We start from the raw sequence: 21,486 nt of genomic DNA on the forward strand, positions 1-21,486 counted from the left end.
GTAATTGGCTCTGTACGACTTTATATAATTGCTTAATCATGATAGGTTATCCTTTTTCTTTTCTTTTTAAGTCTGCATTAAGGATAGTCCATCACTAAATTTAAGAATTAAGACAATCTATAATTTAGCGGCAAGCTTTTTCGCTTTTTTTGTGAGAGTTTTGACATGGTGATCTATACCGACTTTAAAGAAGTAATTAATATAGCACCATCTCTTATTTATAAGGGAATTGTTTGAAACACCTATTGCTAATTCTGAAAACTCAAGTGAAGTTTAATTGCATCTTCTATCGTAAGCAGATCATGTTGTGTTATAGATCCAATTTGACTCTTAAGTCTTGCTTTATCTGCTGCCATGAGCTGATCATCCATCGCTTTACTCTTGTTTCCATTCAAAGTCACGTAAGCTTCACCAGGGTAAAGTTTCTCTGTATTGCTTGTGAGCGGAATTAATACAACACGTGACAAGTGTTTATTCGCGAGGTCATTGCTTAAAATTACCGCTGATCTTGTTTTTTATTTCACTCCCTACAGCGGGATCAAATTCAACCCACCAAACTTCACCGCGTTTCACTCGCCATGTCTCCAGATATTCCATTACACCATTGCATTGCTTCTTTTTCTCTCTCTTTATCTAAAGCCATAGCCTTATCCGTCTTCTAGTGTTTTATCAATTACATGGGGTCTTACTAGCTCTTCTATATAGCATTTACTGATAGCTTAAAACCTAGGGCTTTTAATATATTACCTAGTGTTAAAAATCTTGGATTTCCTTTGCTAGATAATACCCTATATAAGTGTGCTCGATCTAATCCCGTTTTTTTGATAAATAACCTATTCCACCCTGTGCTTCGACAACATTTTAAGGGCAAGCATAAAAGCCTGACTATCACCATCATCTTCGTATTCTTCAAGTGCTACTTCTAAATAAGCAGTGGCTTCATCTTTATCATGTAAGCTTTGGATTAGGTTTGCATGATAATCAGTTGTGTTTTGTGTAATATAGTTATTCACAATGATCTCCTGATTTTAGTTCAAGCCAATATTTTTGAGCTAGATTAATATCATTAGACTGTGTTTTTTATCTCCGCCAAGCAATAAAATATAGGTGATATCAGCTTCTTTGGCATAGTAAACACGGTATCCAGAACCAAATGCTAGTCTCAGTTCAAATGCTCCGTTGCCAACATGCTTATGATCGCCTTCATTACCCAAATATAGACGATCAATTCGCCTACGTATTCTGGCTTTAATTATTTTATCTTTGATGCTATCTAGCCATGTTTTAAAAGGCTCTTTACCATCTGGTGTTTTGTATATGCGTATCTGTCTCATGGTTTGATTGTAGCTTACAAGCGACAGAATATAAAATAATAATTATTCCGATAAAAATTAAAATTACTAAATATTGAAGCTATTTGCTCCATTTTTTCTTTAAAAGTTGTGAACTTGTATTTGATAGCCTTGTTGTTGTAATTGCTTATACTGCACTCTCGATGCCTTAAGGCGATAAGGCTCCTGATCGACTATTTTTATTAAACTTGAGAACTGACTATAGTTAACCTCTGTTTGCAAGGATAGGTCAATTAGAGTATCTTTTATACACTTATCCAAAAAACCAGCATCACTTACCAAAAGTACTGGTAAGTTGATATATTCCAACTCACTATCTTTAGTCACATAAAAATGTGGAATAAAGCTATCTTCCTGATCAAACCACAATAGCTTATCTAGCGCTTGACAAATACTAGGTTCAGCATAAATAACAATAGGTTTATTACCCTGATAATATGCTTTAACCTGATCAGCAACAAATTGAAGATAGCTCTTTGAATCTGCACTTTTTAAAATAAAGAATTCAATATTCACAACCATAAGCTTTACTAAGCACGCGTACAATACATCATAATAGCAGCAGGTTTTTATGGCAAACTCGTTTTTGCTATTTTAAATTTTTACAAATTATCCCGTGCGGTAATGGTTGTAGAAAAAAAATAATAAGTGTGTATAGTCTGTCAGAAATTTTTTTTAAAAGTTTAAGTGTAAATCAATTGAAAAACGAAGAAGCAGATGCAAATGACCCCACTCCAGTGGATTGGCAGAATGTCAAATTGCCAAATTCATGGGTAGATGAGCTTAATTTTAAGCATCCTTATACATGGTTTTTGCTCTTGAAAGCAACTTTTTCATCCAAGCGAAATGCAATTAAAATTGTAGATGATTTACCTGGAAAATCATCTATTCCTAAATACGTATTACAAGAATTTCATAACCTTCCTGGCGGAAATTATTCAAACACTTTAACCAAAGGCTATATAAAAGGTTTTGATATTGTAATGTTAAATAGTATGCCACAAGCAAGACAATATATTGCTGAAAAATTAGGGTGCTGTTGGTCGGTATTAGATATAGGTTGTGCTGGTGCTAAAACAGCCGCTGCCATAAAGGCGCAAGGCGTGACTGATGTCTGGGCAATCGATCCTAGTCCTTATTTGCTGCAATGTGCAGCTAAGACTTATAAGGACATATACTTTGTTCAAGCAATCGCAGAAGCGCTTCCTTTTTGCACTCGACGCTTTGAAGGGTTAAGTGCATGTTACGTTTTACATGAAATCCCACCAAAATATATTGAAAAGTTGTTGCAAGAAGCCAATAGGGTATTGAAGAAGGGTGGGCTTTTCGTTATTGTTGAGCCATCGCCTGTCCAATATCATCAAAGTTATTGGTCTTTATTCAGAACACATGGCTTTAAAGGAATGTATTTTAGATTGTTATCACAAAAGTTCAACGAACCCTTTGTTAACGCATTTCATACGATGGATTTAGAAAAAATGTTTACAAAAGCAGGCTTCAAAATAATAGAAGATAAAAAAGCGGTGCCACATCGGTTTATAACTACACAAAAAGTATGATTTAAAACACCAACTGAATTGGAATATTTATATTAACATCATCCTTAAAACTTAGTTTTTTTGTATAGCTTTGTTGATGTAAAAAATAGAGAATATATTCCTTAAGCTGATTAGGGGGTGAGGGGCTAAACACAATCGACTTTATCGTACCTGATTTCTCTAGTGTGATGTAAATATCAAACTTGGTACTGTAGTCTGGGTTATGCTGATTTAAAAGCTCAGTCAATGCACTTTGCAAGTGTGACAAGGCTTGTTGTACTTCTCTGGAAGTGCTATAGCTTGTTACTTGTTGAGTAAATTTAGGCGTATCGGTAAGGTCAATATTGTTTTTCTGTTGATTCCCTTTTGTTTCTAAAGGAGTGACAAACTTTGGTTTATTACTAGTTATCACAAGGATGGGTGATTGCTCTACTGTTGAATGTCGTTTTATAAAGTTAAATTTATTTTGAGTAGAGTTTGGTGTGTTTTCAATATTGGTAATGTGTGGTTGGGTAAAATAAACAATATGTGCAGGTATACTTTGTAGGTGATTTGAAAATATAAGCTCTTTATGTATCGGGACAAATATATAGAAATTAATCAAAGTAAGTGTAGCAATAACGACAACGTGTATTAAAAACGAAAAAACTAATGCTTTTTTCATAAAAGGTTACGAAAAAGTGTACTGGATGTTAAGCATTGCTGTTATGCCATTTGCAGGATAATAGCTTAGACGCTTAAAATCAGCAGTGGCAACATAGCTGTAATAAAACTTATTAAATAAGTTATAAATACTTAAGTTAAATTGCCATTGATTGATTTGATACTTAGCGCCAAGGTTGGTAAGAAAGTATCCACTTTGTTTGGCAAGCGTATTGGAATAATCACCATCAGCATATTGAGCACTGAAATACTGCTGTTGCAACCATAACGTCAAATCAGGCATGAGATGCCAATTGCCGTGAATCTCAGCACTAAAAGGAGATTGACCTGGAACGGTATTATTACTGATATCAGTTTTTATATTGTTAGCATGACTAAATGTACCAAATCTAAATGTATTTAAATTAAGCACAAAACTACCGCCGCTACTCAGCATTTGTGACCATCTATAGTCAAGCGAAAATAAATTACCAATCGTTTGAGTAGGTGGAAAATTAATATTGGCACCAAAAGATGAACTTGGATCATTGCCATTATAAGCAATTTGATTGTTAATCAGCATCCAATAAGTACTATTCTTGAGTTCAAGTTTGTTGTTTTTATATTGATTATCTATTTGATAAATCCAAGCAGTTTGTGGATCCAATCCAAAATTTGAAGTTAAACCAGGTGTAAGGTTAGACTGATCGATAAAAGGTAACTGATAAGCATAAGATATAGATGCACGCGTATTAAAGCTTGTTGCCCAGTTGTATTGCAAATACAACTCTCCCGCACCGATATTAATAATCTGTGAGCCGTGACTGGCAGATAAGATAAGGTCTCCTTGTGTATAGCTATGTTCATAACGACCACCCACACCTGTTTGCCACTTTAGATTTAGTTTTAGATCTGCTTGGTTAAAAATAGCGACATTTGTTTGTCTAGAGTCTGAAATAGTCGAGCTTTGCTTAAACGTTTGATAGTTGAACTCAGAACCTGTAATATTTTTTAACCAATTGTTTTGATAAGTAATGCTAGGACGCAGATAAAAAAGACTACTGTTTTGTTTCGATGAACCATAGCCTGGATTGGCAAAAATCACATTTGCCCATTGTTGTTGATATTGTGATTGTAAGTTAAAGATGAATTCTTGATTAATTTTTTGAGTTAAGCCTAGCTGGCTATTAATAGTGTGATTGATATATTTTTGTCTGCCAGAAGAACTTGCTTGCCAAGGATCTTGATCGCTTTCTAATTGAGATAGACCACCTGGGAAATGCAGATATTGATAACTATCACTAAAATTAAAGCGTAATTGTTGAGTGTTTGTTTGATGTAGTAATGTAAAATCAATATTATTGTTGTTATTGCGTGAATAATCGCGATAGTTATCCAAACTTTCTGTATTGGTGATCAATTGAAAAGCCCAGGTTTTTTGCTGATCTAATAGTTGATTTACAAAAAGATTGACTCCACCTCCTAGTGGATAACTTGTACTCATGCCAATCAAATATTGATTGTAATCAATAAATTTTTGTTTGATCGCGATTGTACCACCTAATCCCATTGAGCCATATAATACACTGCTTGCAGTTGGATTGATGTCGATGGTTTCTATGCTATTGGCTGGAACAAGCGAGGTATTTTGCGCTTGACTATTAAATTGATTCAATGACATCCCGTTTAACAACACCGTTGCACGTTGCCCTTTAAGATAATATGTAGGATTAGCGCCACTGCTTATTCTAGTTTCTACCCATGCGTTTTGTTTAAGCATATTGTCGATACTTTGATTGCCATAGCTTGGAAATAACTCAACGGCAATTGGATTGGTTGCTTTGAGATCACTCGTGTGTGCTTGAGTCCCTTGTTTGTTATAGTGAATAACGATAGTTGGTAGTGTATAGTGAGCACTTTCTTGTGAATTATCTGCACAAGCAAAATGTGTCATCGCGAAGCTCAAGCTGATTACGATGTAAATCTGTTTTTTCATTTTATCCTCTTTTTCGTTTATATCCCCGTAAACATTTAGACATAGGCAGATTTTCGGACTTAACCATAACTGTTTCACTCTTTAACTTATTAGTAAGTGATGCAAGATCTTCTAGTATCTTTTAAATACACTGGTTTACCGTTGCGGGTACAGTATTGGTCTTTCACCAATTTCCCTTTTAACGCACTGCGCACCTAAGTCAGTTGGTGATACTAGAGGGATTTATGGCAAATGGGAATATACCAATGCTAAAAATTAGCAAAACTTATCTGCAAGCCTTTTCAATCAGCTGAGTCATTACAAAACATCATCTAAACGTTGAATCTAAGACAAGAGCATTGAAATGTCACATAGGCTAAAATACGATGTTAAAAAACAAAAGGAAATAAAATTATGATGATAAAAAAACTAATAATCTCTACCTTCACTATTACTACACTGTTATCTTCAGTCAGTTTTGCTTCTACCGAAATTAAAAGTAACGCCAACGTTAACGATCCTCACTATGTAGGATATTTTTTCGATGACATTCTCTTTGAAGATATGTTTAATGAAAATATTGATGCTATCATGGCATTCAAAAAAGATTTTTCTGAAAATTTAGATAAAGCAATAACAGGTGATCATTTTGCAAGACAATATATTGAACATCAACTGCAAGAAATACAAAAGTTAGCTAAGACTGATAAAGCCCTATCTCAATGGATTTCACAAACTTTATATAGCAAATATCCAATGGCATTTTGCAAATCACTTTCCTTAGCACGTTTCTCCTATTTAGACACACAGCTTCAAATGAACCTTTTGATTCAACCATCAGACGGGCTTGTAAGAAAGGCTTATAATGAATTGATTACGCAAATTTTTACGCGTGAGTTTCAAGATAGCTATAAAGCGATCCATTATCAAGGTGAAATATTACCACAAGAATTAATTCAACAAGCTATTAGCGCGCGCAGTGCTGTTAAATCTGCTATGCGTACTTTGACTTCCTATTTGGGAATGGTTGCAATCTACGCAACCAACTTATATAACTATCAGTCATTACATGGACCATATACAACATTTGAATGGTCATGTGAGTCAGGATATTTATGTCAGATTGACAGTTTTAATGATAAAACATTAAGTGAAGATAAAGCCTATAGCGCCTTAAAAACAGATGGTGCGTATTTAGGTTTAAAAGGCAATGAGATGGGAGAAAAGATCAAGTTTGCAAAGGCAATAAATGATATTTGTCAATCAGGTAAAAAAGTATATCCTGAAGGTTTATCTGATAATTCATATCAATTATGCGAACATGAGTCATGTAAAATCGCTTACCAGATTGAAGAATACTCAAACGTTCCTTGTCAGCCTAAATTAAGAGAATATCAAAGATCTGATCTTTGACTTACTGTCTTGCTAAACGCAATGTTTTCAATTTCTCAGCAAGAGTAAAGTTACTACGAAGCGGATTAATGTCCAATCCACCTCGACGACTATAGCGTGCATAAACCATAAGCTTTTCAGGTTTACAGTTTTGCATAATGTCATTGTAAATTCGCTCTACACATTGCTCGTGAAACTCATTATGGTTACGAAATGAGATTATGTATTTTAACAAGCCAACCTTATCAATTTTTGCTCCTTGATACTCAATTAACACACTACCCCAATCTGGTTGAAACGTTACAAGACAATTTGACTTTAATAAATCACTACTCAGACATTCGTGAACAATCACTTTTGGATTAACTGACAAAAAATTAGGATTAGTAATATATTCTGTAATTTCAACATCTAGCTCATCCAATGATTCTGCCTCAAACATTGGAGTCACTTGGATAGGGTAGTCTGTCAAGCAATACAATGTCACTTTTACTGTACCATTTGCAGCTTTTTCTAAATCCTCTTGCATTGTTTTGATTACAATTTCATCATCGGCAAAACGGCTATTGTTAAATGAATTTAAATACAATTTAAAGCTCTTTGACTCAATCAAACATTGCGATAAGGCATCAATTTCAAATATCGCAATACGGACTTGTGGTTTACCTTTAAGATTAAGCCATGAAACCTCAAACGCTGTCCAGATATCCACCCCACTAAAGGTTGGCTTAGCTGTTATCCCCAGCTCTTGACGCTTAATTGTACGAGGAATAGGAAAGAGTAAGGTTGGATCATATTCTGTTTTATATTCTGATTTTTTACCAAGTTCAGATAATACTAAATTCATTTCATCATCCTCTTACAACTAATCAGGTTTAAACACTCTACCATAACAAATAATATAATACTAAGCACACACTTAACCAACGTTCACCCTCTTTTTCCGAAACTTGTTGTCATCTTACTAAACACGTTAAAATTATATTCATCAATCTACATATTCAAAGTAATAATGGCAAAAAAATTTAATGATTTTGATGCTTTAAATTGCAAACAATTGACTCAATTGCAATTTTGATACATATTTACACATAAAATAAAAACAATGGGGAACACATGCGTATTTTTAAACATCTTTATATTCAAGTTATTATAGGTATCGGTATCGGAGTAATACTCGGGGCGATTGAGCCAGCCTTTGCAATTGCATTAAAGCCATTTGCAGATGTTTTTATTAAACTTATTAAAGTGCTTATCGCACCAATTATTTTTTTAACTATTGTTTCTGGTATTACTGCAATGAAAAGCTTAAAAGCAGTTGGAAAAATTGGTGGTGCAGCATTGGTATACTTTATCATCACAACGACAGCTGCTCTTGCAATTGGTCTGATTGTTGCCAACCTTTTTCCTATAGGATCAAACATGAACATTGATCCAAATAATCTAGACATGCATTCAGCTCAAGCATATATTGGACAAGCAAAGCAAATGGATAGTATTTCTGGTTTTCTTTTAAATATCATCCCACATACTTTTTTCAGTGCTTTTAGTGACGGAGAAATTTTACAAGTACTATTTATTGCTATTCTTTTTTCCACTGGTTTACTCATGTATGGTGAAAAAGGACAACCCATTTTAGAAGGTGTTCAACATTTATCCAAAGTATTTTTCAAAATCATCCATAGCATCATGTACTATGCCCCTTTAGCTGCCTGTGCTGCTATGGCTTACACCATTGGTAAATATGGCTTACATACATTAGTTGGTTTACTAGGTTTACTCATGTGCTTTTATCTTACCTGCCTTATTTTTCTCTTTGTAGTGCTTGGTTTGATTTTGCACTTTTATTGCAAGGTTAATATTTTTAAAGTCATTCGTTACATTAAAACTGAAATTCTAATCGTTTTAGGAACTTCATCCTCAGAAACGGTCTTACCCAACCTAATTGAAAAGTTAACCAAGCTTGGTTGTGATAAAAGCATCGTTGGTCTTGTTATTCCAACAGGATATTCATTTAACCTTGATGGTACAGCAATTTATTTATCACTTGCGGCAATTTTTATCGCACAAGCCTTAAATGTACATTTAAGTTTTGAGCAGCAATTATTTATGTTAGTGGTCATGTTAATTAGTTCTAAAGGTGCTGCCGGGGTGACCGGTAGTGGTTTCGTTATTCTTGCTAGCACGCTTGCCGCACTTGGAACGGTTCCTGTTGCAGGAATTGTAATCATACTTGGGATAGATCGTTTTATGTCAGAAGGTCGATCCATTACCAATATGATTGGCAACACAATTGCCACTATTATCATTGCCAAATGGAATAAACAATTAGATCTTCAAAAACTCTATACAACATTACAATTTAAAAAATGAGTGTTCAAATTTTCATATCGTCACCCATTCGTGCCTTCAAATCAAGAAAAATGCTTTGCCATATTCCTTAAAATTATGGCCTGACAAAGTATTAACCCCTACATTGAGTCAAATTTAGCAATCCTCGTAGCTTGCTGCAAAAAATATAGTCCTACTAAGATCTAAGGATCTAAGCTAACGCACCATGACATTGTTTATATTTTTTACCTGAACCACATGGGCATGGATCATTACGTTTGACTTTAGGTGTTTCGCGCACAAATGGTTGATGTGCACGATGTGCTGTCTCTTCATCGTGTCTTGATGAGCTACCACCTGCCAATACATCTTCATGTTGTGCTTCGATATTTTTAATCGAACTCTTCCATTCTTGTTCCATTTTTTGCGCTTCTTCTGGCGCTTGGATTCGAATCTTCGCTAAGTTAGAAATAACTTCATATTTAAAGTTATCAAGCATGCTCGAAAAAAGCTCAAATGACTCTTTTTTGTATTCATTTTTAGGATCTTTTTGTGCATAACCACGCAGATTAATACTGTTGCGTAAATGATCCATCGCATTTAAATGCTCACGCCAATGGCTATCAAGTGCCTGCATCAAACTGACTTTCTCAAAGTGACGAATTGCGGTTAAGTCTAAGTTTTGTGTTTTATTTTGTGTTTTATGCTGATATTCATCAACGATTGCTTTAACGACAATTTCCTTTAAGTGCTCATCAGTTAAATGATCATCCTCTGCTAATATCCTACGCAAGTTAATTGAAATAGCAAAATCATTTAATAATACTGTTTCCAAACCTTCCAAATCCCACTGATCTTCTATCGATCTTGCTGGCACGTGGTCATGAAATAACTTTTCTGCTACATCATAGCGCATACTGTTAATAATGGCAGAAACATCTTCTCTACTTAGAAGCTCTTCACGCTGTTTATAAATCACCATTCTTTGTTCATTAGCAACATTGTCATATTCAAGCAGGTTCTTACGAATGTCAAAATGGTATTGCTCAACCTTTGATTGCGCTTTAGCAATAAAACGCGTCATCATTCCAAATTGAATCGACTCTCCCCCTGCCAATGCTTTTTTCATTCTATTAGCTAAAGATTCAGAGGCAAAAATGCGTAGTAAATTATCATCCATAGATAAATAAAAACGACTCTCACCTGGATCACCTTGGCGACCTGACCGCCCTCTTAATTGATTATCCACCCTACGTGAATCATGTCTCTCAGAACCTAAAATACACAACCCACCTGCCTCAATGACTTGCAGGTTACGTTTTTTCCAATCTTCTTTAATCTTAGCAATTTGCTCGACCGTAGGCGCTTCTAGTGCCGCAATTTCTGCTTCCCAGTTCCCACCTAAAATAATATCAGTACCTCGACCTGCCATGTTAGTTGCAATTGTAACGTTCCCTGGATAACCTGCTTGAGCGATGATTGCCGCTTCCCTTGCATGCTGCTTGGCATTTAATACTTCATGCTTTATTTTCTTTTTACGCAGTAACGTTGATAAAATTTCAGATGTGTCAATCGATGCTGTACCAACAAGAACCGGTTGACCTTTTTCAACACGCGTTTTGATATCTTCAACAATTGCTTTAAATTTATCTTTTTGGTCACCAAAAATACGATCATGATGATCTTCACGCTTAGGTGGACGGTTTGTTGGAATCACTACAACTTCTAAACCATAGATCTCGTGAAATTCAAAGGCCTCAGTATCTGCCGTTCCCGTCATACCAGACAGTTTATTATATAATTTGAAGAAATTTTGAAAAGTAATGGAAGCTAAGGTTTGGTTTTCACCTTGTACCTTGACAGCTTCTTTGGCTTCAATTGCTTGGTGTAAACCATCTGACCAGCGACGACCTTCCATGGCTCGTCCAGTATTCTCATCAATAATAATCACTTCCTGATCACGAATAATATAATCAACATTCTTCTGATACAAGTTATGCGCACGTAAACACGCATTTAAATAGTGCATTTTGGTGACATGCTGAGGTGAATATAAGTTATCACTCTCATTTAAAATGCCTTCACGCATCAATGCTTCTTCAATTTTTGTATGACCTTGATCTGTCAAATAAGCTTGTTTAGATTTTTCATCTAGATAAAAATCCCCATCATTTGCTTCCGAGTTTGTTTGCTTGGTCAAAGTTGGTACTAAGCGATTAAATAATAAATACATATCTGAGCTATCTTCTGATGCTCCAGAAATAATCAAAGGCGTTCTGGCTTCATCAATTAAGATCGAATCGACTTCATCAATAATGACAAAATTGCGACTTCTTTGTACTTGATCTTGTTTGCTAAAAGCCATGTTGTCACGCAAATAATCAAAGCCAAACTCGTTGTTAGTACCATAGGTGATATCACAAGCATAAGCTGCTCTGCGTTGATCTGGTGATAAATTAGCAATGATGATACCTGTCGTTAAACCTAAAAAACTGTATATTTGCCCCATAAGCTCAGCATCGCGCGAAGCTAAGTAATCATTAACAGTGATCACATGCACGCCATTACCTGTTAATGCGTTTAAATAAGCTGGCAACGTCGCAACAAGCGTCTTACCTTCACCAGTACGCATTTCGGCGATCTTACCAGAGTGTAACACCATCCCACCAATAAGTTGTACGTCATAATGGCGCATACCTTTAACGCGTTTTGCTGCTTCTCTAACAACCGCAAATGCCTCTGGTAACAGCTGTTCTAAAGTATTGCCGTTTTTTAAACGCTCTTTAAATTCATTCGTTTTTGCTTGTAATTCAGCATCGGTAAACTTTTCAATTTCAGATTCTAAGGCATTGATTTTATCAACCGTTTTTCGCATTTTTTTAATTAAACGGTCATTACGGCTACCAAATAGTTTTTTTATAATCATCTATCTTCCAAACGATGGGTTGGTTTCCACTTAACTGGTTTTGGATTATACTGCAACTTATTCCATAACAAAAGCTAAGTGCGTCAAAATGATCCGTAAGACAAACTACTCAGTTGATGAGCTTTTTACTGTCAAAAAGTCAACTCTTCTGCACTCAATAAAAAAACAGCACGATATCGCTCAAACGACTCAACAAACGTTGCTCAATTTTAATATTCCCTATTTCAACCACACCAAAGTGTGCTTTTACAATGGTACTAAACTTGTGTTAAAAACGGATATTCCAGAATTGCTTTCTAAATTTCGAGAACTTAAAAAAGAGCTCATTACATTGTTAAAGACAAGTGACTACTTTAATCGCCTTGAAAAACTGGAGCTCATTCTTGAATTCAATTTCTTAGGTAACCAAAAAGATCATCATGCCAAGCCTGCACCACAAAGTGCACAAACGGCTTTTAAACACTTAGCAGACCAAATAAATAATGATCAAATCAAGCACTCCATTCACACCTTTCTTAAAAAACACTATGATCAAAACAACTAAACAGTTTTCCTATCTTTTTTTTGACCTTGATGGCACGTTGATCAATAGCGTTAAAGACATCACCTATGCTTTAAACAAAATGCGCGCTCATTTCAACTTAACGGCCATTACTGATACAACAACGGCAAGTATCATTGGCAAAGGTTTTCCCACGACAACCCAAAAAGTGCTTGCACTTGATCTGCCCGAAGATAAAGTTAAACGTTATGCTAAAGAAGCGCTTGATTTAACACTAAAATACTATGAACTTACAATGGGAGAACACACTTATATCTACCCTGGCGTTATTGAAACCTTAGATATATTTAAATCACAAAATATCCCTATGGCAGTTGTTACCAACAAAGAACAAGCACACGCTATCAAAATTTTGTCGTATTTAAATTTAATGCCCTATTTTGATTGCATCGCTGGAGGAGACACGACAGCGTTTTACAAACCTCATCCTGCACCTTTAGCCTATGCGTGCAACAAACTTCACGCTACAATTGAACAGAGTCTTATGATTGGTGATTCGTTAAATGATTATTTATGTGCCAAAGTGCTTGGTATGAGCTGTATTTTAATCAGTCATGGCTATGCCAATGGTGTAAATTTACATAAGTTAGGTGCTTTAAACGTCATCGAACAATTCGTAGAATTAAAGCAATATGCCAAACAATGCTCGAACTCCTTAAACTACAATTCAAAATAGTGTGATATGCCATCCTTCACTTACCTAAAATAGTGAGATGATTCTTTTGGCTGTAAAGTAGCTTGTAAAACAAGTGCATCTTCTTGTTTGTCACCAACTTGGTAATAGTTTTTACGTACCGAGATTTGCTCAAAACCATATTTTTTATAAATACTAATTGCAGGAATATTACTGACCCCCACCTCTAAAAATAATTTTTCAATCTTCTTATACGCCAAATGATTCATTAAATATGCCAACAATTTTTGTCCAAAACCTTGGTGTTGATAGATTTTGGCTACTGAGAAATTTAAAATCTCAGCTTCATCAAAAATAGCCGAGACAACCACAAAGGCAATTAAGCGATCATTAGGGTCCAACAATCCCCAGGTTTCAGTATGTGCGGATAAGATACTGTCTTTCATTAGTGAAGCCGACCATGGATGATCAAATACTTCACGCTCAATATCCATCATCTGAGGCAGGTAATTTTCACTTAGTGGTAAAATCTGATACTGCGTAGACATGGATCATAGCCTGTTTTTTTATATTAGCGCTTGTGAGTTTATCGATTGGGATTTTAAAACTTCTGTAATCATATGTTCCACCCAACTCCTCTATCATCAAACGTTCATCATAAATAATAATTCCATTAGATGCCATTATTTTTTTTATATCAAGCGTTGAATATTCGTGGTACTGAATCTTTTTGTGCTTAAACATAGCACTTAGAAAACATGCCAGTACTTTTTTATGCTGAAGTGTTGATAGAATAACATCTACTAAATGTGTATCTATAACGATCGAATCAAAATTCTTATTATTATCTATACACTCAATAATTGTTTGTTGCTTATGCTTATAACACCATAAATCGATATCTAAATACTGTAAAATTACTTTTTGCCTACTATCAATCATCATGAACTATTTTAAATCCCAATACTTGATAACAAGTTACAGATCGAACGTATGGTATCTGTAAGTCGTGGGTGAGTAATTTCGTATTCCATAACTACTTGTTCAAGATCACTAAAATCAGCCTCTTTTGGATCTTGCAACTTACTCATTTCAATTTTCTGTTTTGTTAGCTTTGCAATTTCAATCGCTTGTGCTTGTTGATCTTTTGGAAAAGTTGCAAGTTCGCTTTGTAATTGGTCCAAAAGCTCAGATAGCGCTTCTGTATCGACAAAATTTAACTTACCTGTATTTTGTAACAGTTGTTTGATCTGAGCGATAGTATCTTTAAGCATAGTTATTCTCCTTGAATATCTTGAGACACTTATTCTAGGAACAAACCCTTACTTTGACAATTGGATTGGTTGTAATAAATTGATTTTGTTTGGACAAAACAAAATGCTGTCATAATTATGAATACTATAATGTTCAACTAATTGTTCACAAACAGCAATTGCACGCACTGAGTTGCCATGATTATCTAAACGTGGTGAATATATTGCAATTCCCATCACATCTGGTACCACAACATAAATCCCACCTGAAACACCACTTTTAGCAGGAAGTCCAATAGAAAATGCCCACTCACCTGAATAATCATACATTCCACAAGAATACATAAGCGATAAGCAATGCTTAATCGTTTCTGGTCTAAAGACTTCTTTTTGCGTTAAAGGGTTGGTGCCAGCATTGGCAAAACTTGCCGCAATGATAGCTAACAGTTCGCTATTAAGCTCAATTGAGCAAGCTTGAAAGTATAGGTTAAGCGTTTGATGTAAGTCCGTATTTTTAGGAAAGGCATGATGTTCGCGCATGAAATAACCTAAGGCATAGTTACGATCCGCTGTGTCTTTTTCCGAATTATAAACCGCATTGTTAAAAGTAATCTTGTTGCTGTCACTTAATACATAAAGTGCCTGCATAATATGATTAAAACGCCCAGCAGGTGACAACTTACGCTTAATCATAGCACATGACATAATCGCTCCAGCATTAATCATCGGATTATGAGGCAATCCTTTATCATTCAAAGTCAATTCATTGAAATTTTTACCACTGGGTTCTCTACCAACATGCTTATGCACAGATTGAAGCCCATTTTCTTCTAAATTGAGTGCATACAATACCGGTTTAACCATCGATTGCATACAAAAGCGGGTCTTATAGTCTCCTATGCTAAATTGCTGACCATCTACTGTACACACTGAAATAGAAAACTGTTCAGGATTAACTTTTTTAAGTTCTGGAATATAACTTGCTACTTTGCCTTTTTTGTTGGTTATAATCGTATTATAAATTTCTTGTAGTCTTTCACAAAAAGTTGAAAAATCAGGTATAACAAGCATTTTTGAGAATAACTTAGTATAAAAATCTCTATCTTCATATTGCATGAGTTCTTCAAATTGAAGTGATGTTAATTGCGACTCATGTAAGTTTTCAAGCTTTGTTATTAAGGTTTTTGTCTTGTTATTTTCACGACTAAAGCCTTGCGACTTCAGATAATCAATAATTGCTTTGCCAGTAGCAACGTTATTACAAGAGTTTAAAACTAATTGGTAAAGGTCACAGCATATAGTCATATGGCTTACATTTACTACGTAGAAATGTACTTTATTGTAGAGTAAAGGATTGCGGCTTGAAAGCCAAAGTCATTATTTTCTGCGTTTACTAAAAAAGAGCCAAGCAAATTTGTAACGATATGCTGACGAGGCAGACAGCTTGAACAAAATTTATATTGTTGAAGAATAACTGATTTGATTTTGTACACCCATATACAGAATCTATTATGAGGCCTTAACCGCTATGACAAGATAGATACCATAATTAGATACAATTAGTTATAGAATGTTAATACAAAATATACTGCATTCTGCGTTATATTCCACGCTAGGTAATGGAGTAGAGCTGGGTATGAATATAAAATGAGATATAGATATCTATTTGCCACATTAGCCCTATCAATCTTGATATGTGTAAATAGTGTGCAAAACTCACCCTTGTCTGATTATACAGATCACCCAGTACTATCAAATGCACTTCGATTAAAGGAAATTGCAGATACCGAAAACCTGCATGATTTTAATTTCCTTAAGGATCTTTCAAAAGATTATGATTGCCATAATTACACTGTAGTACTAAAAACCATTGAAAAAATTAAAGCGGATAACTACTGGTTAAAACAAGTGTATCAACATGTTGATTTCCCTTATGAAAATATATCGTTGAAAGATATTAGAAAATATATTGGTTATGATAATTACAAAGGTATTTTTGATGATGCAATTGATCTTTTGAACTCTACTTGCACCAACGACAGCGTTTACAGCACCAACTTGCTGAAAACGTCACCTAAAGTTTTTCTGGTAAGCAAAGTCACCATGATTTATATGGTCTTTGAATTGTCTGAAAATATCTCAGATATCTTTCAATCCTTAAACTTGTCCTACCCTATTACGATTAAATCTAATGCTTTAAAAAAATTATTACATCCAGTTGCACTTTACGATCACAAAAAACACCAATTTAACCTTCTTAATAGTGGCTATGTCTGGGGAGGTAATTTCAAGGATGAAAATAATTTCAAAGGAACAGATTGTTCTGGTTTTGTTCAATATAGTACACAAAGCCAAGTTAATCGCATGATAACAAAAATGCTCGAACTATCATGGAAAAAACAAGTTTACGGTCTAAACGTTGATGAAAAAATACAATACACTCAACTACAAAGCTGGTCAAATGTAGATATTTTAGATCAGGAGCTTGAAGCGAAAAATATCACTGAAAACACATTTGCCTCCGAGATTAAGTTAGGTGATTTGATTGCCATTCCTGGGCATGTCATGATTGCTATGGATTATCCTGTTAGTGCCAACAATACACTGTCAATTATTCATTGTACGCGCAAAGAAGACGACAGCCAAAATGGTATTAACATTGCTGAGTGGAGCTGGTCACACGGCAATGATAACGTGTGGATATTGCGTCCACGCATCAATACAAATGCTAGTATAATTAACTCTAACTCCACCAAGACAGAATTATGATAGGAGAGTTAAACCATAGATTAATGAGGTTAATAAGAGAAACAATGAATTGATTGTATTATAAACATTTAAACTGAGTTGACGTTAAGTAAAAATTTTTTAAAAAAACAAACTTTAGAATCGTGTAGTTAAGTATCATTTTATATTTATATTTTATATAATTGCACCCTCTTTTATCACCTGAGTATAGGGCAAAATGTTAATCATCTGCGCAATTATTATGGGCTTTTTGGCAAGCTGTTTATCTAGTATTTTTGGTGGTGGGTTTGGATTATTATCCGTCCCTGCTATTTTTTGGATGATAAATCATTTTTCCCCAGAGACACCACATGTCATGCAAATGACAATTGCAACTGGCACGTTATGTGCTATCCCATTGGGTGTAATTGCAACTTACAAGCAAATTAGATATAAAAATTTTGATTTAAAACTATACAAAAGCATTATCATCGTTATGACGATTGGTGCACTTATTGGTGCTTATCTTGCAACTATTATTGATAGTCACTCTCTAAAATACATTTTTGGTATCATCGTGTTACTTACCGCAATTTGGCTATTAATATTCAAAGCATCTAAACCCAGAAAAAAAACTATTTCCAAACCGTTATTTAAAAGCTTATCGAGTATAGTAGGTGGAATTTCAACGCTCACAGGAGTATCAGTTTTCAGTGTTCCTTTTTTTATTCTCTGCGGCATTGAAATCAAAAAAGCAATTGGCACATCAACTGCAATTGTTTTTACCTATACTACTATTGCAGGAATGTGGATGATATGCTTAGGAATACCTGTTATGGGTATCAATTGGCATAACCTTGGTTACGCCAACTTACCGATTTTTTTCTCGGCATTCATTCCTTGTATCTTAGGTGGCTTAGTAGGTGCTAAATTGGTACATGTTTTACCAAGTCATTTTTTGAAAAGGATTTTTATTGTAATGATGTTTATTGTCTCTATTTTAATGCTGTTATAAAACATATCCATCACAAACCATTTTGTGATCGGCATAAACTAATCTCAATGGGCTATGATTTTATTTAAAATATGCTTCTAATTGATCTGCTCCACCAATATGCTGACCATCAATATAAATTTGAGGCACCGTCTGCTTGCCTGTGACTGCTCTTAATGAGCGAACAGACGCACTCTCACCAAGAACGATTTCTTCAAACAACATACCTTTTTCAGTCAATAATTTTTTTGCTCTAGCACAGTGTGGGCAGCCAGGTTTTGTAAAAATAGTTACTTCTTTTGGCAAGCTTTCATTAGGTGAAATGTATTTTAACATTGTATCAGCATCCGAAACTTCAAATGGATCGCCTGGCTTACTTGGTTCAATAAACATCTTATTGATTACCCCATTTTTTACTAGCATAGAATATCTCCATGAGCGTTTACCAAAGCCCAAATCATGCTTATCTACCAACAAACCCATCTTTTCAGTGAACTCCCCATTTCCATCTGGAATAAAGCGGATATTTTCTGCTTTTTGATCTTTTTTCCACGCATTCATAACAAAGGTGTCATTAACAGACAGACACACAATTGCATCTACACCATGTTTTTTAAAAAGTGGGAATAACTCGTTGTAACGCGGCACATGCGAAGATGAGCAAGTAGGTGTAAAAGCACCTGGCAATGAAAACACAATAACGTTTTTACCTCTGAAAAGATCATCTGTTGTTACATCCTGCCACTTGCCATCTTGAATTGTTTTAAAGGTAACGTTTGGCACAGGCTGTGATTCTAAATTTTTAAACATCATATTTCTCCTTGCGTTTTGTTGATTGTGAGTCTTTTGACTTGGGTTACTATATCACTTGATTGCTACAACTTTAAATATATCATTCATTTATTTTTAATAAACTTTTCTTATAAATAGAACGCTATAACTTACTCGACAGGATAAAGATAGCGCTGTATTCTTGCACTACTACAAGAATATAGAAACAACTAAGGAATAAAGAATGAATCATCAACATTTTACAACCATTCATGGTATAAGCGTTCACTATAACAAAAAAATGCTTAATTTCGATAACTTAGACCATATCACCTCTGCACTTGATAACCACAAAGGGATGATGCTGTCATCTGGTATCGAGTATCCAGGGCGTTATAATCGTTGGGAACTAGGATTTATCAATCCACCTGTTGAAATTATTGCTTACCAAGACGAGGTTAAGTTTAAGGCACTTAATCCACGAGGGGAAATCATTCTTAAAATTCTTTTACCTATTTTCGACGCTCATACAGAACTCTCTATTACAACTCTCAGTCATTCTGAATTTCATTTACACATTCATTTTAGCAAAAAAATTTTCAGTGAAGAGCAAAGAAGCCAACAACCTTCGGTTGCCACTCCTTTGAGCATTATAAATGAAGAATTTCGACAGTTAAAAGATAATATGCTTGGTCTTTTTGGCGCATTTGCTTATGATCTTATTTTCGCATTTGAGTCATCCAAACTTAACCATATGCGTGATCAAAACAATAAGCTTTATCACCTGTTTTTTGCAGATCATGTTTATGTTATCGATAAACAAAAAGAGCTTAGTTTTGAGCTTAAGCTTGAATTATCAAATAATGAGCTTAATACGCAAAGTCAATCCACTACATCTTTTAATACACTGACAAGTGACAAAGGAAAATTTAAATCCCTTTCTACCATTGAAACTTCTTTAACGGATGATGAATATGTCAACCTTGTCAAATTGGCTAAAGAAGAAATGAGAAAAGGAAATATATTTGAAATCGTTTATAGCCGATTATTTAGTGCTAAAGTGTCTGGTTCTGCAGCGAATTTATATCAGACTTTAAAAACGATGAATCCAAGCCCTTATGAATTTTATTGCCAATTAGGTGATGAACAAATTATTGGGACTTCCCCTGAAATGTTTGTACGTTGTGAAGGCAAAGAAATTGAATCTTGCCCAATTTCAGGCACCATTCGCCGTGGCAACAATGCTATGGAAGATGAGCTTAAAATTCGTGAACTACTTAATTCATACAAAGATGAAGTCGAACTTACCATGTGTACCGATGTTGATAGAAATGACAAAGCGCGTATTTGTGAAGCTGATAGTATCAAGCTTATTTCTAGGCGGACTATTGAACGCTATGTTGGACTCTTTCATACTGTTGATCATGTAAAAGGTAAGCTTAGAGATGGATATAATGGTTTAGATGCTTTTTTAAGCCACATGTGGGCAGTCACTTTAACAGGCTCCCCTAAAAAGCGTGCGGTTGAACTGATTGAAAAAAATGAAGTCCAAACACGAAATTGGTACGGTGGTGCAATTGGTTGCTTAGGCTTTAATGGTGATATGAACTCAACCATCACCATCCGAACGGTACATTTAAAAAATAACCACGCCTATTATCAATCAGGTGCAACACTTGTATGGGATTCCAAACCACAAGAAGAAGCACTTGAGACAATTATCAAAGCCACTACTTTTTATAAGGGATTGGGGCAATTTAATCCTACAACAAAAGCTAAAGCTTGGATACCACAATGCTTTGATCATGTTAATGCAATTATGATCGACCACGAAGATTCATTCGTCCATACTCTAGCTAGCTATTTTAGAAAATTAGGGGTTAAACTTGAAACCTTCCGTACAGGCACAATTAGCACTCAAGCAATTATCGATAAAAAACCTGACCTTATCATTTACTCCCCAGGTCCTGGCACTCCTTCTGACTTTGCTTTGCCACAAATGATTCAAGAAATTACCAAAGCAAGTATTCCACAATTTGGAGTATGCTTAGGTTTACAAGGTATGTTTGAAGCATTTGGTGGCAAACTTAAGCTGCTGAGTAATCCCATGCACGGCAAAACTTGGAAGCTTAAGCATAAAGGAAAGCTGTTTGATAACATTGACCAAGGTTGTGTTGTTGCCGCCTATCATTCGATTATCGCTGATCCTACTTCCTTACCCAAAACCTTAAAAGTTACTTCCACGAATGAACATGGTGATATCATGTCCATAGAACATAACGAAAAACCTGCTATTGCTGTGCAATTTCACCCTGAGTCCATTTTAACATTACACGATGACACTGGCTTGAAATTAGTGCACAATGCTTTGCTAAGCTTGTGTCAATAA

At 35.0% G+C, this 21,486-nt stretch carries 21 protein-coding genes, 1 pseudogene and 1 riboswitch; of the genes and pseudogenes, 8 read left to right on the top strand and 14 right to left on the bottom strand.

Annotated elements, in window-relative coordinates; genetic code table 11:
- Positions 1-248 precede the first annotated feature (248 nt).
- From DNJ77_RS05090 to DNJ77_RS05100, 5 genes and pseudogenes are all read right to left on the bottom strand, one after another.
- A pseudogene (locus DNJ77_RS05090) lies at positions 249-503 on the bottom strand (type II toxin-antitoxin system PemK/MazF family toxin); the annotation flags it as partial.
- 194 nt (positions 504-697) lie between these two features.
- On the bottom strand, positions 698-898 hold the full coding sequence (locus DNJ77_RS10210; protein WP_420810615.1) for a helix-turn-helix domain-containing transcriptional regulator: 201 nt from the start codon (positions 896-898) through the stop codon (positions 698-700).
- Positions 834-1,013: a hypothetical protein gene (locus DNJ77_RS09925; RefSeq protein WP_157966600.1), complete on the bottom strand. Its 180-nt coding sequence runs from the start codon at positions 1,011-1,013 to the stop codon at positions 834-836. The genes DNJ77_RS10210 and DNJ77_RS09925 overlap by 65 nt, the downstream gene beginning before the upstream one ends.
- 39 nt (positions 1,014-1,052) lie before the next feature.
- Complete coding sequence (locus tag DNJ77_RS05095) at positions 1,053-1,334, bottom strand: type II toxin-antitoxin system RelE/ParE family toxin (protein ID WP_204723366.1); 282 nt, start codon at positions 1,332-1,334, stop codon at positions 1,053-1,055.
- A 99-nt stretch (positions 1,335-1,433) separates the two neighbouring features.
- The gene (locus DNJ77_RS05100) at positions 1,434-1,868 is read right to left on the bottom strand and encodes a DNA polymerase III subunit chi (RefSeq protein ID WP_157966601.1); all 435 of its coding nucleotides are present in this window, start codon (positions 1,866-1,868) and stop codon (positions 1,434-1,436) included.
- Between the two features lie 182 nt (positions 1,869-2,050).
- On the opposite strand from DNJ77_RS05100, the gene DNJ77_RS05105 reads away from it, so the two are divergent.
- On the top strand, positions 2,051-2,911 hold the full coding sequence (locus DNJ77_RS05105; protein WP_157966602.1) for a class I SAM-dependent methyltransferase: 861 nt from the start codon (positions 2,051-2,053) through the stop codon (positions 2,909-2,911).
- Between the two features lies 1 nt (position 2,912).
- Here the strand turns inward: DNJ77_RS05105 and DNJ77_RS05110 are convergent, their stop codons facing one another.
- Positions 2,913-3,554 carry a hypothetical protein gene (locus DNJ77_RS05110; RefSeq protein ID WP_116963919.1) on the bottom strand — a complete coding sequence of 214 codons (642 nt, stop codon included), beginning with the start codon at positions 3,552-3,554 and terminating at the stop codon, positions 2,913-2,915.
- Positions 3,555-3,560: 6 nt separating this feature from the next.
- Positions 3,561-5,528: a TonB-dependent receptor gene (locus tag DNJ77_RS05115; RefSeq protein WP_116963920.1), complete on the bottom strand. Its 1,968-nt coding sequence runs from the start codon at positions 5,526-5,528 to the stop codon at positions 3,561-3,563.
- Positions 5,529-5,555: 27 nt separating this feature from the next.
- Positions 5,556-5,741, bottom strand: a riboswitch (cobalamin riboswitch).
- Between the two features lie 180 nt (positions 5,742-5,921).
- Here DNJ77_RS05115 and DNJ77_RS05120 point away from each other — a divergent pair.
- Positions 5,922-6,920, top strand: coding sequence for a hypothetical protein (locus DNJ77_RS05120; protein ID WP_116963921.1), 999 nt, complete (start codon positions 5,922-5,924; stop codon positions 6,918-6,920).
- Position 6,921: 1 nt separating this feature from the next.
- Here the strand turns inward: DNJ77_RS05120 and queF are convergent, their stop codons facing one another.
- Complete coding sequence (gene queF / locus DNJ77_RS05125) at positions 6,922-7,746, bottom strand: NADPH-dependent 7-cyano-7-deazaguanine reductase QueF (RefSeq protein ID WP_116963922.1); 825 nt, start codon at positions 7,744-7,746, stop codon at positions 6,922-6,924.
- A gap of 269 nt (positions 7,747-8,015) precedes the next feature.
- Here queF and dctA point away from each other — a divergent pair, with 269 nt between their 5' ends.
- Complete coding sequence (gene dctA, locus DNJ77_RS05130) at positions 8,016-9,272, top strand: C4-dicarboxylate transporter DctA (protein ID WP_116963923.1); 1,257 nt, start codon at positions 8,016-8,018, stop codon at positions 9,270-9,272.
- A gap of 169 nt (positions 9,273-9,441) precedes the next feature.
- Here dctA and secA read toward each other — a convergent pair whose 3' ends face one another.
- Positions 9,442-12,156: a preprotein translocase subunit SecA gene (gene secA, locus DNJ77_RS05135; RefSeq protein ID WP_116963924.1), complete on the bottom strand. Its 2,715-nt coding sequence runs from the start codon at positions 12,154-12,156 to the stop codon at positions 9,442-9,444.
- 88 nt (positions 12,157-12,244) lie between these two features.
- Here secA and DNJ77_RS05140 point away from each other — a divergent pair, with 88 nt between their 5' ends.
- Both DNJ77_RS05140 and DNJ77_RS05145 read left to right on the top strand, forming a co-directional pair.
- Complete coding sequence (locus DNJ77_RS05140) at positions 12,245-12,700, top strand: hypothetical protein (protein WP_116963925.1); 456 nt, start codon at positions 12,245-12,247, stop codon at positions 12,698-12,700.
- Positions 12,639-13,394, top strand: coding sequence for an HAD family hydrolase (locus DNJ77_RS05145; protein WP_116963926.1), 756 nt, complete (start codon positions 12,639-12,641; stop codon positions 13,392-13,394). Before DNJ77_RS05140 ends, DNJ77_RS05145 begins: the two co-directional genes overlap by 62 nt.
- 20 nt (positions 13,395-13,414) lie before the next feature.
- Here DNJ77_RS05145 and rimI read toward each other — a convergent pair whose 3' ends face one another.
- Genes rimI through glsA form a run of 4 tightly spaced genes read right to left on the bottom strand, consistent with a single transcriptional unit; the run spans position 13,415 to position 15,910 of the window.
- A complete protein-coding gene (gene rimI, locus DNJ77_RS05150; RefSeq protein WP_116963927.1) occupies positions 13,415-13,900 on the bottom strand; it encodes a ribosomal protein S18-alanine N-acetyltransferase in 486 nt (161 codons plus the stop codon).
- Positions 13,866-14,297: a hypothetical protein gene (locus DNJ77_RS05155; protein ID WP_116963928.1), complete on the bottom strand. Its 432-nt coding sequence runs from the start codon at positions 14,295-14,297 to the stop codon at positions 13,866-13,868. The genes rimI and DNJ77_RS05155 overlap by 35 nt, the downstream gene beginning before the upstream one ends.
- Positions 14,298-14,305: 8 nt before the next feature.
- Complete coding sequence (locus DNJ77_RS05160; protein WP_116963929.1) at positions 14,306-14,626, bottom strand: DUF4404 family protein; 321 nt, start codon at positions 14,624-14,626, stop codon at positions 14,306-14,308.
- A gap of 48 nt (positions 14,627-14,674) precedes the next feature.
- Entirely contained in the window at positions 14,675-15,910 is a 1,236-nt protein-coding gene (gene glsA / locus DNJ77_RS05165; protein WP_116963930.1) for a glutaminase A, read from the bottom strand.
- Positions 15,911-16,252: 342 nt separating this feature from the next.
- Here glsA and DNJ77_RS05170 point away from each other — a divergent pair, with 342 nt between their 5' ends.
- Together DNJ77_RS05170 and DNJ77_RS05175 are read left to right on the top strand one after the other, a co-directional pair.
- On the top strand, positions 16,253-17,374 hold the full coding sequence (locus tag DNJ77_RS05170; RefSeq protein WP_116963931.1) for an NlpC/P60 family protein: 1,122 nt from the start codon (positions 16,253-16,255) through the stop codon (positions 17,372-17,374).
- Positions 17,375-17,570: 196 nt separating this feature from the next.
- On the top strand, positions 17,571-18,347 hold the full coding sequence (locus tag DNJ77_RS05175) for a sulfite exporter TauE/SafE family protein (RefSeq protein ID WP_116963932.1): 777 nt from the start codon (positions 17,571-17,573) through the stop codon (positions 18,345-18,347).
- A 60-nt stretch (positions 18,348-18,407) separates the two neighbouring features.
- Here DNJ77_RS05175 and DNJ77_RS05180 read toward each other — a convergent pair whose 3' ends face one another.
- Entirely contained in the window at positions 18,408-19,136 is a 729-nt protein-coding gene (locus DNJ77_RS05180) for a glutathione peroxidase (protein WP_116963933.1), read from the bottom strand.
- A gap of 205 nt (positions 19,137-19,341) precedes the next feature.
- On the opposite strand from DNJ77_RS05180, the gene DNJ77_RS05185 reads away from it, so the two are divergent.
- Positions 19,342-21,486: an anthranilate synthase component I gene (locus DNJ77_RS05185; RefSeq protein WP_116963934.1), complete on the top strand. Its 2,145-nt coding sequence runs from the start codon at positions 19,342-19,344 to the stop codon at positions 21,484-21,486.

Source organism: Fastidiosibacter lacustris (assembly GCF_003428155.1).
GTDB lineage: Bacteria > Pseudomonadota > Gammaproteobacteria > Francisellales > Francisellaceae > Caedibacter > Caedibacter lacustris.